We start from the raw sequence: 12,148 nt of genomic DNA, 5'->3' as shown, positions 1-12,148 counted from the left end.
TCGACCTTAAATAAAGAAATTTATTGCTTTTACATAGTTTTAAGGAACTAAGAAGTTTCTGTTGGCTAATAATGTTGATATCAACACTATTGTTAAGTTTTCCATTAATAAGGTCAAAGAATTGCAGGATTAAATGAAAACCCGTAAACAGTTACTCCTTCATGTCATTTAGCAGATTTCTTATTTTTTTTTTACTTTACTAAAAAACCCTTCAGATTGCTGTTGTACACTTGCATTTTCCTCTTCTTCAAGTGCTTTTAATAGTTCAATTTGCTTTTTAGTTAAATTTTTTGGATTTAAAGTCTCAACTATTACCTGTACATATAAATCACCACGAACATGTGAGTTCATATATGGCATACCCTTTTCCCTACAACGTAGTTTGGTACCAGTTTGAGTGCCTTCAGGGACCTTTACTTTTATTTTAGCTCCATCAATTGATTGGACATCGATTTCGCCACCAAGCACTGCTAGTGTCATTCTTATAGGCACTTTACAGTGTAAATCTGCTTTATTTCTAGCAAAGATTTTATGGGAAATTATTTTCACGTATACGTATAAATCTCCACTTTTTCCACCTCTTGTTCCAGCTTCTCCTTTACCACTTATCCTTACCTTAGCTCCTTCTTCTATGCCTTTTGGAATTGAAACGGATATATTTACTTCATCTCTTCTACGTCCACTTCCACCACATTTCTTACATTTATTTTGTATTATTTCTCCTTCCCCATAGCATGTAGTACATGTTCTTTCGATGGTAAAAAAGCCTTGTTGAGTTTTAATCCTACCGCTTCCCTGGCATGTGGGGCACTGAACTGGTTTAATTGCTCCTTCGCTACCTGTGCTTCGGCATGCGTCACATTTTACATTTGTCACATAATGTATAGGCGCTTGTATTCCTTTAAATGCATCTTCTAAGGTAATTTCAAGATCATAACGTAGGTCTGCTCCAGACACTCCTGTTGTGCTACTCTTTGCTCTTGATCTACTTGCACCACCACCGAATCCTCCACCAAAGAAGTCATTGAATATGTCGCTAAAATCTCCTGCAGAGCTAAAGCCTTGAAACCCACCAGAAGCACCTTCGTGGCCATAACGGTCATAGCTTGCCCTTTTCTCAGAGTCAGATAGAACTTCATATGCAGCTGTTACTTCTTTAAATTTTTCCTCTGCTTCTTGATTGCCAGGATTTCTATCAGGATGATATTTTAACGCTAATTTTTTATACGCTTTTTTTATCTCATCAATACTGGCATTTCTTCCTACTTCCAGCAGATCATAGTAGTCTTTTTTGCTCATATATAATAGTTTAGTGTTTAACCTTTAAAGATAGGTATTGCATATGTTAATTTCAAGTGTGACTTCTGTTTCCTATAAAATGTGGTGCACCCTGAGCGACTTGAACGCCCGACCTTTTGATCCGTAGTCAAATGCTCTAATCCAACTGAGCTAAGGGTGCTTTCATAAAGTTAACTTTAGCAGGTTTTGTAGCTTGATTCAATTAATTTGGCTAAAAATAAAACTGTTAATTTTTATCATACGTGAAACCTGCAAAAAATTGCATTTGTTTTCTTAAGAATCATTTTATGGTCAAACTCACAACTATACGAACATTTGTAGTCAAGGCACTGGGATCTGGTAGGCCCAAATTGCAATGTTTGTATAGTTGTGGGTTTAGAACCCCTCACAATTCCCAAACTGCTGTTCCGCATTAGAATTATTAAATTCACTATAAGGAGGAGCGCTTGGAGGAGAGTAAGGAGGAGGTGGTCCATAATTCCTAACTGCTTCTTCAGCCTCCTCAATATTGTCTGATTCTTTCTCATGCTTCATATGAAAAGCTAAACCACCAGCAAAACATACGAGAGAATTAACACCAAGGATAGCTAAACCCCACACTGGTAAGACTGGGTAAACAGCACAAGAGCTACCTACTTTCAAAACATGTCCCCTCAGATTCTCACTTTGGCATCATTCTACCTTATCTAAAGCCATTTTATACCTTTTTATCCCTTCTGGGGTAACCTTTTTTCAGTTAGCTATAGTAGATCTTTCAGAACAACTAAACGTGACTTGTTCTACTTCCATCTAATACAATGTAACAAAGGGGTATAACTCAGAGCTAGAGGTTATGATTGTAATAAAGATATAAAAAAACCGGATAAGTCAAGCAAAGTTACAAATGTAATTTTGCTTGACTATCCATTTATTACCACCTAAAATAGCTAACAAAGCCATCCCGTATGACATTTTATCTATATCTAATTAAGCATATTAATAAGTAAGTAAATTTTAATATAATCTTATTATACTTATAAATATGCTGTATAGAATGAAAGTATGGATGATTTCATAACTGCAAGAAGGAAAGATGATGCTGTGGTATCTGTTTGTCAGGATAATAAGAAAAAAAATGTATTAATTTTAGGGCTCAATCAAGCCGCAAGGAATTTGTTAAAATACGAGGAAGGGAATTTACTTAATAAGCCGTTAATCAATATTTTAAGTGCAAGAGCAGCTGACGACATGAAGAATTATTTAGAGTATACCGAAAATGGACACGATTTACTTGATGTATTACCTAAAGTGATAGGTTTTTCCTTAACTGATGCTAAAGGAGAAGATATAAAGACAAAAGTAAAAGTTTTCCGCACTGCACAATTTGCTAGTAATAAAATAAATTATGAGCTATTGATACGTGATATCAGCTTGTCTCATAAATTAGGAATCTTTAGAGATGAATATCTAATGGGTAAAAAATATAAAAACCATGACTTATTCGATATACCACACAATGAGTCTACTATTCTAGAGTTATACGTTATATTAAATTTTGCCTTTCAACATCAAATTAATGCAGCTATAGGAGTGATTGGCTTAAATAGTAGCTGTAGTGAGACAAATGATGTACTGAAAGTTATCATAGAATATTTTTGTAAAAATTGCCGTAGTGATGATTTTCTAGGGTATATTGATGAGAATAAAGTGCTTTTTGTTTTGATTAACTGCGATGTAAAAAGTACGTCTAAAATAATTAATCGTATACATTCTGCCATTAATAAGCAGTTATTAAAGCGAAAATTACCAAGTGTATCAATAATTTATGGGAATATAGCTCAAAAACGGGCAGCAAAATCTACCAGCGGCGCTTTCTGAAAAGTTGTTTTTTATTTATATTGAGTTTAAACTTAAATTTTTATAAAAATTTAAGTTTATTTATGAAGTTAAGGTACTACCTGGTAGCACTGCTTTCATCATTATTTTTGCAGAGTAGTGCTAGCTCTAGAACAATTTTGGATAAGGAAATATTTTATGTAGAACTAGACGGAAAAATAGATTTGAGATTCGGCTACGCCTTCAACAGAGGTTCTTTCAATGCTAAGGCTAAGGATAAAACTTCAAGTTATTCATACTTGCGCTTTCTTTATTTACAGCAAGTTTATCCAAATACTCAAATGGGGTTTAATGTTAAGGCAGGAGTTTCTGGTATTGCAAACCTAAAAGCGTTAGACATAGAAAAGTTAGACATGGAGAAATGGTATTTCATCATTAAAAATCAGGTGCTTGGATCAATTGAATATGGTAAAAGAAGTTTAGTTAGTCAGGGCATGTTAATTAACACTTCAAAAATTTATACAGCTGCTGGAGGAGTAAATGGTCATTGGACAAACTATGCAAATTTGCGTGGTAACGAAAACAGAGATAATGGCCCTGGATATGATAAAGACAAGGTATTTTGGGTAAAACCCAACATTTACAGTAATTATAATGGACTCGAACTAGGGTTAAAACAATCATCAATTAACTACATCTCCCCTGAAATCTATAACTTTCAACTCGGGTTCAGTTATTTCCCAGGAAAAAATAACTTACAGTACAGCAATTTAATTGCTGCTGGCCTTTCCTATAAAAATGGCCTATCAGATGATATAAATTTTACTACTGCCTTAACTGGTGAATTTGCAAGAGAAAATTTAACTGATTGCTCAGATGGAACTTCTAAAAATTATGAATGTCGTAATCAATTACTGCACTGGAATTTTGGTTTGAAGCTAAAATTGTTTGATCTTGATTGCATTTTTTCGTATGGTAATGGCGGTAAATCTGGTGAGAAGCGTAATCCTGAAATAAATAATACGTATTATATGAATGCAGGTATTGCTTACCATTCTGATTCTCGTAAATTGAGCTTAACATATTTCAATAGTGGTAGGGATATTGCAGCAAACGAGTTAACATCATATGCTTTAAGCATTGAATATCCATTTTTTATGGGCACTTCATACTATTTCGATATTGTAAAATTTAGTACCAAAGAGCCTGAAGTAGAAAATAGTAACTCTGGTTATGTGCTCTTGACTGGACTGAAATTAAGTTTTTAATGAGGTTACATTGCCTCCTTTCATCCAAGTAGCGGATAACATAAGACCTGCTGCAAAAGGTGATTGAAAAAATAATGTGAGAGAAGTAGAAGAAGAATAAGCAGATTGAGTAAGGTAAAAAAATGAGCTTTAGTTACTATAACATGAAGAAACACCCAAGAAACTTTCGTAATATAACAGGTTTAACTATAGAGGAGTTCGAAAAGGTAGTGGAAAAAGTTAGGTCTGGGTGGGAAAGACTTGAAAAACAAAAAAAGTGCCATGGTAGAAGATCACAACTACCAACTCTAGAAGATAAGTTATTTTGCGTAATTTTGTACTATCGCACTTACATAACACATAGATTTTTAGGGTGCCTGTTCAATGTTCACAACGCAAATGTATTTAGGTTACTGAAGAAAATAGAGCCATTACTTGCCAAAAAAGTTACTATAACAAAAGATAGAAGTATGACACCAGAAAAAATACTGAAGATTCTGGCTGATGTTACAGAACAGCAAATACAGAGACCAGAAGATAGTAAAAAACGGAAGAAATCATATTCAGGAAAAAAAAGAACCAACACTATGAAAACTGAGATTGTTATCGAAGAAGGTGGAAGAATTTTATCAGTGTCAAATTCATATCGTGGTAGAATTAATGATTTTCGCATAAGGAAACAAGAAAAATATTTACCAATCGATAGCATAAAATATGCCGATTCTGGATATCAAGGTTGGCAAAAATTGCAAAGCAATGTTATAATTCCATATAAAAAGTATCGTAAAAAGCCATTAACTCCAGAGCAGAAAGAGCATAATAGAAGATTAGCATCATTTAGAATGAGAGTAGAAAATAAGATCCGTGAGATAAAGATATTTAAGATTATGTCTCATATTTACCGCAATTTTCAGAAAAAATACGACCTGAGGTTCAATATTATTGCTGGTATTGTGAATCTTAAGCACGCCTTTTAGTTAACCTTGATTTTAGTCACCCTCCTTTCCTTCTTTTTATTGCTTGATTCTCAGCAGGTCTATAGAAACGAAAAACTTACTTGACACATTTTGCCAGCCCCCTTATCATGACGTGTATAACAATGTTACAAAAAATAATATCATAGGGTTCTCTCTACTTTTTCTGGGTAAGGTCAGAATTTCCTCTTAAGCCTTTAGCTCCTCAAATACTTCACTTGCTCTATTTAAAACAGAATCAGGAAAACCAGCAAGTTTTGCTACATGTATTCCATATGACTCATCTGCAATGCCTTCAATTACTTCATGTAGAAAGATAACCTCTCCGTTCCACTCTCTTATTTTTACACAAAAACATTTCACGTTCTTCAAGTATTTGCTTACTTTAGTTAATTCATGATAATGAGTTGCAAAAATGGCGCGGCACTTATTTACATTGTGAATATGTTCAATCACTGCCTGTGCAATAGATAATCCATCATACACTCCTGTACCCCTACCAATTTCATCAAGTATCACCAAGGAACGATCTGTTGCCTGATTTACTATCGTTGCTGTTTCGATCATCTCTACCATGAAGGTAGAATAACCAGCTGTTATATTATCTGTTGCACCAACCCTGCTAAATATCTTGTCAATCACTCCAATATGCGCACTCTCTGCTGGCACAAATGACCCCATGTGAGCTAAAACTGCAATGAGAGCGTTTTGCCTCAAGAAAGTGCTTTTTCCAGCCATATTAGGGCCAGTAATTAGATGTATACCAGCTAAATTGATGCTATTTGCAATGAATTTATCGTTAACTTCAACCACTGGATGTCTTCCATTGCGAATATTGAACTCTTTACTGTCATCGATAATGGGTTTTACGTAATTATTTTGCACTGCAAGCTCCGCAAACGTGGCTCTAATATCAAGTTTTGCCAAAGCATTTGCAGCAAGAGCAATTTTTTCAGATTCTTTAGCGACTTCACTACACAGTTCACTAAAAATTTTCACTTCTAAGCCGATTGCAGCATCACGTGCCGTAAGAATTTTATTTTCTAGTTCTTTCAATTCATTAGTAGTGTAGCGCATGCTATTTGCTAAGCTTTGCCTATGAATAAATATGTCCGAAGTTATTTTGTGATTTGCTGACACTTCAACGTAATAACCAAGTATATTGTTGTGTAATATTTTGAGTGCGGCAATGCCAGTTAGGTCGCGATAAGACTCACGGAGCTTAGTTACCAACTTGTTACTGTTGTTCAATATATAAGATAACTCAGATAATTCTGAGTTGTATTTTGGATTGATAAATCCTCCTTCTTTCACGGAACTGAGGTTATTATCAAGTATAGCGCTGTTTAGAAGCTCGAATAGATCTTTATGATTACCAAGACTTTTATGTATTGTGCTTAGTTCACTCTCGTCACTACTTATCACCTGAGTAGTAAACACTGGTTCCTTTTCTCTAGTCAAGCACTGGAATGACATCTGAGAGTTAATTGCTGGTTTTTCACTTAAACAATAATTATGCAAGGTAGACAGAAACTCAGATAACTCTAAAGTTTTTCCTAGGCCTATTTTTAATAGGTTCATATCCTTTGGTGAACCACGTCCTAGTATTAAGCGCGATAAAGACCTCTCAATATCCGGAATGTTAGATAATATCTCTCGTGTTTTTCTGCGTGGCTCATGATTATTTACAAAAAATTGAGCGGTGCTGAGCCTCAAATTGATTGCCTTGGAGCAAGCAAGTGGTGAAGCGAGCATTTGTTTGAGCAGGCGTCCACCAGAGGCTGTAACTGTGTGATCAATAACTGAAATTAGTGAACCTTTCTTTTCACCAAATTGAGTTGAAAACAACTCAAGATTTCTCCTTGCTGAAGCATCAATAAGCATGAAATTTTGTTGCTTATAGGTTTTTGGGAATTCAAGCCTTGGAATGGAGCCCCTTTGTGTTACTCTGACATATTCAAGTAGTGCACCGCACGCCATGATTTCTACTTTGCTGAAATTTCCTATACTCCCAAGTTCCCTGATTTTATAAAACTCGCATAACGTTCTGTGAGATTTACTATACTCAAAAAAACTCTGTGCGTGTTGTGTAATTGATATTTTATAATTTTTTAAAATCGATCTAATTTTTTCGTCCTCAGTGAATTTTTCAGAAATTAATAATTCTCTTGGTGATATACGCAATAAATCACTATCTAGAGCTTTCAAATTCGTTAAAGTGTGAAAAAATTTTCCCGTTGATAATTCAAGCCAACTAATAGCATATTCGTCATTTTGTTCAACTATGGATGCAAGATAATTATTGCTTTTATCCTCCAGTAGCGAATCTTCTATAATTGTACCTGGAGTTACAACTCGTACTACATCACGTTTTACTATGGATTTATAGCCCCTCTTTTTTGCTTCATCAGCAGTTTCTAATTGGTCACAGATTGCTACTTTGAATCCTAAATCTATTAGCTTGTGTAGGTAAGATTCGCTACTGTGTGCTGGCACTCCACACATTGGTATTTCTTGCCCATTTGAATTGCCCCTCTTGGTTAGCACTATATTCAGCAATTTCGCAGCTTTAATAGCATCATCGAAAAACAACTCATAAAAATCTCCTAGCCTATAAAATAGCAGATGATCCTTGTATTGAGCTTTCAGGTTCAAATATTGCTCCATCACAGGAGTGTTTCTTTCTTTCACAAAGCTCATAATATTTTTTAATATATTGTATTGGTAATAAATTCAATGTTATTATAGATTATATTGTACATGTGAATAACATAAAATTTAAATAGATGGAGGGTATTTTTATGATACAAAAACAAATTGAGCAATTTCTGTGTCTTTCTACCTTTTTCTTCACCGATTTAAGTGCTTTTATAGCTATAATGTGCTATCGAAGTTCTCTGTAATCTTAGTTGGTTCTTCTAGAATATTCAAAATATCAGTTGCACAATAAACCCGATCTCTCTTTACTTGAGAAGTTTGTGAAACGATGCCTAAATCTTCAAGCTTTACGATTGCTCTTTGGGCTGTTGTAAATACGACACCTAAATTTTCAACCACTTTCCTTATAGTAAAGTAAGGGTTTACAGCGAGATACCTTACAATACCACTCGCAACTCCTTCAGTTTTAGAACTAACTTAAGTTTGCCAATTTGCAATCAAAATGTTAATTCGTTCTGCTCTTGACAATGCATCCAATGATTGCAGTACTACACCATTTAGCACCGAACAGAAGAAATCTGTCAAACCAGGAAGAAACTCCTCAATTTAAGTTTTTAGTAGTTTTTAAGTATAGTTGTATAGGAAGCGCCTCTGAAGTTATAACCGAAATTTTCACTGGTGCCATAAGTGCCCGTCGTTTAGCATGGTTTTGGGAGGAACGGTCAAATCATTGATGGAGTTTTTTAGGCTACCTCGGTTAGGAGATTGTATTATCTAACCGTTCCAAGCTGAAGCGTTTCCCTATTACAAATTATAATAAGGGAGTTACTATGAAAAAAGCAAAAAGTAAATTAGAGATCATGAATCCTGATGCAGCAGGAATAGATGTTGGTTCAGCTGTACATTATGTATGTGTACCAGAAGGAAGTGATGAACAGCGTATACAAAAATTTAGCTGCTTTACAGAGGATCTCCATAACATAGCAAAATGGCTGAAGAAATGTAAAGTTACTACAGTAGCCATGGAGTCAACAGGAGTATACTGGATTACTTTGTTCCAAGTACTTGAATCATATGGACTTGAAGTAAAGCTTGCAAATGCAAGACATGTAAAAAATGTACCTGGAAGAAAGTCAGATGTTCAGGATTGTCAATGGCTTCAACAACTACATAGTTATGGGTTAATCCAAGGATCATTTAGGCCAGATGATCAAATGTGTGTATTGCGTGGTTATGTTCGGCAACGTAAAAACTTAATTGAAAACGCTGCTAAACATATTAATCGCATGCAAAAGGTGTTAGTACAAATGAATATTCATTTACATAAAGTGACAAGCGATATTACTGGCGTCACAGGAATGCAAATTATTAAAGCAATAGTAGAAGGTGAAAGGAATCCTAAAAAACTAGCTGAATTCAGAAGTGTGAATATGAAGAATGATAAGGCTACTATAGCAAAAGCATTAACAGGCGATTATAGAGAAGAACATTTATTTGTATTAAAGCAAGAATATGAAGCATATAATTTTTTTCAAGAAAAAATAATTGAATGTGATAAAAGTATAGAGAACTATTACAAAGCATTAGAGACGAAGTCCGATGAGAGTAAAGAGTTAGGTAAGGAAAAAAATAAGTCTAGAAGAGGCAGACCAAATTTCACCCTGCGTGAGGAATTGTATCGTGTAACTGGTATAGATTTCACTAAAATTCCTGGATTTGATGTACTAACTGTACAAACCATTATTGCGGAAGTTGGCATTAATCATAATAAATGGCGATCAGAAAGGCATTTTACCTCATGGTTAGGGCTTAGCCCTGCTAATAAGATTACAGGAGAAAAAGTATTTTGAACAAAAACTCGTAAAGTTATTAATCGTGCTACGAATGCCTTGCGAATGGTTGCTTATGCTGTGGGAAATAGTAAAAGTGCATTGGGTGCATATTGTAGGAGATTAAAAAAACGGCTAGGAGCAATAAAAGCAATTACTTCTACAGCAAGAAAATTAGCATGCATCTTTTACCAAATGTTGAAATATGGACAAGAGTATGTGGAAAAAGGAATGAGCTATTACGAAACACGTTACAAAGAGAGAGTTGTAAAAAATTTAATCAAAAAAGCACAGGAATTTGGCTACATATTAGTTCAACAAGAAGCGCTAGTTAAGGGAGTTTCTTAGGAGGTATATATTGCTTAGTAGTGGCGAAAGTGGTGATCCTTATGCTATTCCTCGTTTCCCTCCTGTTTTGAGGATTAGCTTAATCATGCGCATGATTTCTTTGTCATTTATTCTTTTGGCAATCTTTTCCATCAGAATATGATGTCGCACACTGTCGAAGTAGGATTTCAGATCTACGTCAATTACTTTTGTATTGCCTTTGATTGCTGCTTCCGCTACTTTTTGTACTGCTTCATGCACACTACGCTTAGGTCGATACCCGTATGATCCTTTTTGGAAGTCTGATTCGAATATTGGTTCGATTATTAGCTTTAGTGCTGTTTGCACTATTCTGTCCCGGATGCAGGGTATTTTCAACGTTCTGAATTTTTCTCCAGATTTTGGTATTTCCTTTCTCCGGTTCCTATTTGGGCTATAGGTCTTGGTTATTAGTTCGTGTTTTATTTGTTGAAGATACTTTCTTAAGCCCTCTGTCTCTATCGATTCGAATGTCACCCCATCAATTCCTGGTGCCCCATTACTCCTCTTCGTTAGTTTGTAAGCTTCCTCCAGTGTCTCCATTTTACAGACATGAACATGGATTCCCCAGAATTGCCATTCCGGTTCTGCCTTCACTTTGGTATATATCTTTCTTCTCAGGTCTTGTAATTTTATCGGCATTTTTGTCATTTTTACCTTTACCTTCCTTTTGTTAAAAGATTTCTACTAGTAGGGTGCCTTTGCTCCATGAGCGTTACCTCATTTCTTTACTACTACGCACCCATCCGCCACCCTCTTATCTTCAGTTCACTTCCTGTTTTTCAGTTATAGAACCTACCTCTCCAAGGTATTTCTCCTTGGGATGAGGAGGGTTTCTCCAGTTGCTTTGTATGTCCTCATTGCCATGCTGTTACTAACACCCCGCTGAAGTAGACCAATCGTTCCATTTGTTTTTCGTCTGGTCTATTCTGTCTTCGCCAGTACCAAGATGGCTCGACCTTCAGAATATTCCTTTCGAGGCAATCTGTGTATTCGCTTTCGCTACGGCCTGGTAATTCGCCATTATCCTACGATAATGTTGTCGGTAGGCTTCAACATTTTGGTTTCCCTCCATGCTGCTACCCAAGCCACAGGATTCCGACTTTTATCCTGGTAGGTCTATCTCCTACTGAACAATATTCGCCTTCTCTGGACGCACTTGGCACTGAAAAAAATAAGAATATTCTTATCCACTTTTTGAACGATATTTTAGGATGTACTGAAGTCAATACTATACAAGAAGTAGAATTCTTAAGCACCATTATGGACCCTGAAATTGTCTCTGATAAACAAAGCATTGTTAGACCTGCTGAGAATCAAGCAATAAAAAGAAGGAAAGGAGGGTGACTAAAATCAAGGTTAACTAAAAGGCGTGCTTAAGATTCACAATACCAGCAATAATATTGAACCTCAGGTTGTATTTTTTCTGAAAATTGCGGTAAACATGAGACATAATCTTAAATATCTTTATCTCACGGATCTTATTTTCTACTCTCATTCTAAATGATGCTAATCTTCTATTATGCTCTTTCTGCTCTGGAGTTAATGGCTTTTTACGATACTTTTTATATGGAATTATAACATTGCTTTGCAATTTTTGCCAACCTTGATATCCAGAATCGGCATATTTTATGCTATCGATTGGTAAATATTTTTCTTGTTTCCTTATGCGAAAATCATTAATTCTACCACGATATGAATTTGACACTGATAAAATTCTTCCACCTTCTTCGATAATAATCTCAGTTTTCATAGTGTTGGTTCTTTTTTTTCCTGAATATGATTTCTTCCGTTTTTTACTATCTTCTGGTCTCTGTATTTGCTGTTCTGTAACATCAGCCAGAATCTTCAGTATTTTTTCTGGTGTCATACTTCTATCTTTTGTTATAGTAACTTTTTTGGCAAGTAATGGCTCTATTTTCTTCAGTAACCTACATACATTTTTTTGTGTATAGTCCCA

The 12,148-nt window shown here is 35.2% G+C and carries 8 protein-coding genes, 1 tRNA gene and 3 pseudogenes; 5 read left to right on the top strand and 7 right to left on the bottom strand.

What is annotated here, in order from left to right:
- Positions 1–180 precede the first annotated feature (180 nt).
- From dnaJ to AAGD69_RS03260, 3 genes are all read right to left on the bottom strand, one after another.
- Positions 181–1,299 carry a molecular chaperone DnaJ gene (gene dnaJ / locus AAGD69_RS03270; protein WP_341812583.1) on the bottom strand — a complete coding sequence of 373 codons (1,119 nt, stop codon included), beginning with the start codon at positions 1,297–1,299 and terminating at the stop codon, positions 181–183.
- Positions 1,300–1,381: 82 nt separating this feature from the next.
- Positions 1,382–1,459 (bottom strand) — tRNA-Arg (locus AAGD69_RS03265).
- A gap of 215 nt (positions 1,460–1,674) precedes the next feature.
- Positions 1,675–1,833: a hypothetical protein gene (locus tag AAGD69_RS03260; RefSeq protein WP_265033939.1), complete on the bottom strand. Its 159-nt coding sequence runs from the start codon at positions 1,831–1,833 to the stop codon at positions 1,675–1,677.
- Positions 1,834–2,340: 507 nt separating this feature from the next.
- Here AAGD69_RS03260 and AAGD69_RS03255 point away from each other — a divergent pair.
- The 3 genes from AAGD69_RS03255 to AAGD69_RS03245 all read left to right on the top strand — a co-directional run bounded on the left by AAGD69_RS03255 (position 2,341) and on the right by AAGD69_RS03245 (position 5,338).
- The gene (locus tag AAGD69_RS03255) at positions 2,341–3,156 is read left to right on the top strand and encodes a hypothetical protein (RefSeq protein ID WP_341812582.1); all 816 of its coding nucleotides are present in this window, start codon (positions 2,341–2,343) and stop codon (positions 3,154–3,156) included.
- 62 nt (positions 3,157–3,218) lie between these two features.
- Positions 3,219–4,382 (top strand): porin, encoded by a 1,164-nt coding sequence (locus AAGD69_RS03250; RefSeq protein ID WP_341812637.1) that lies wholly within the window; start codon positions 3,219–3,221, stop codon positions 4,380–4,382.
- Positions 4,383–4,525: 143 nt separating this feature from the next.
- Positions 4,526–5,338 (top strand): transposase family protein, encoded by an 813-nt coding sequence (locus AAGD69_RS03245; RefSeq protein ID WP_410529809.1) that lies wholly within the window; start codon positions 4,526–4,528, stop codon positions 5,336–5,338.
- 186 nt (positions 5,339–5,524) lie between these two features.
- Here AAGD69_RS03245 and mutS read toward each other — a convergent pair whose 3' ends face one another.
- Both mutS and AAGD69_RS03235 read right to left on the bottom strand, forming a co-directional pair.
- A complete protein-coding gene (gene mutS, locus AAGD69_RS03240; protein ID WP_341812581.1) occupies positions 5,525–8,035 on the bottom strand; it encodes a DNA mismatch repair protein MutS in 2,511 nt (836 codons plus the stop codon).
- Between the two features lie 174 nt (positions 8,036–8,209).
- Entirely contained in the window at positions 8,210–8,392 is a 183-nt protein-coding gene (locus AAGD69_RS03235) for a hypothetical protein (protein ID WP_341812580.1), read from the bottom strand.
- A 431-nt stretch (positions 8,393–8,823) separates the two neighbouring features.
- Here AAGD69_RS03235 and AAGD69_RS03230 point away from each other — a divergent pair.
- Positions 8,824–10,170 (top strand): annotated as a pseudogene (locus AAGD69_RS03230) (IS110 family transposase).
- 39 nt (positions 10,171–10,209) lie between these two features.
- Here AAGD69_RS03230 and AAGD69_RS03225 read toward each other — a convergent pair.
- Positions 10,210–10,839: a reverse transcriptase domain-containing protein gene (locus tag AAGD69_RS03225; protein ID WP_341812579.1), complete on the bottom strand. Its 630-nt coding sequence runs from the start codon at positions 10,837–10,839 to the stop codon at positions 10,210–10,212.
- 336 nt (positions 10,840–11,175) lie between these two features.
- Between AAGD69_RS03225 and AAGD69_RS03220 the strand changes: the two are divergent.
- A pseudogene (locus AAGD69_RS03220) lies at positions 11,176–11,490 on the top strand (PD-(D/E)XK nuclease family transposase); the annotation flags it as partial.
- Between the two features lie 61 nt (positions 11,491–11,551).
- Here AAGD69_RS03220 and AAGD69_RS03215 read toward each other — a convergent pair.
- Positions 11,552–12,130 (bottom strand): annotated as a pseudogene (locus AAGD69_RS03215) (transposase family protein); the annotation flags it as partial.
- Between the last annotated feature and the right edge of the window lie 18 nt (positions 12,131–12,148).

This window comes from Wolbachia endosymbiont (group A) of Conops quadrifasciatus (genome assembly GCF_964027015.1).
Taxonomy (GTDB): Bacteria; Pseudomonadota; Alphaproteobacteria; order Rickettsiales; family Anaplasmataceae; genus Wolbachia.
Note: the sequence above shows the minus strand (reverse complement) of the source record. Positions and strands in the feature narration are given on the sequence as shown.

What these genes read in the sequence shown, in the direction of transcription:
- dnaJ (WP_341812583.1), bottom strand. Translation starts at nt 1,299, where the DNA reads ATGAGCAAAAAAGACTACTATGATCTGCTGGAAGTAGGAAGAAATGCC.
- AAGD69_RS03260 (WP_265033939.1), bottom strand. Translation starts at nt 1,833, where the DNA reads ATGAAGCATGAGAAAGAATCAGACAATATTGAGGAGGCTGAAGAAGCA.
- AAGD69_RS03255 (WP_341812582.1), top strand. Translation starts at nt 2,341, where the DNA reads ATGGATGATTTCATAACTGCAAGAAGGAAAGATGATGCTGTGGTATCT.
- AAGD69_RS03250 (WP_341812637.1), top strand. Translation starts at nt 3,219, where the DNA reads ATGAAGTTAAGGTACTACCTGGTAGCACTGCTTTCATCATTATTTTTG.
- AAGD69_RS03245 (WP_410529809.1), top strand. Translation starts at nt 4,526, where the DNA reads ATGAAGAAACACCCAAGAAACTTTCGTAATATAACAGGTTTAACTATA.
- mutS (WP_341812581.1), bottom strand. Translation starts at nt 8,035, where the DNA reads ATGAGCTTTGTGAAAGAAAGAAACACTCCTGTGATGGAGCAATATTTG.
- AAGD69_RS03225 (WP_341812579.1), bottom strand. Translation starts at nt 10,839, where the DNA reads ATGACAAAAATGCCGATAAAATTACAAGACCTGAGAAGAAAGATATAT.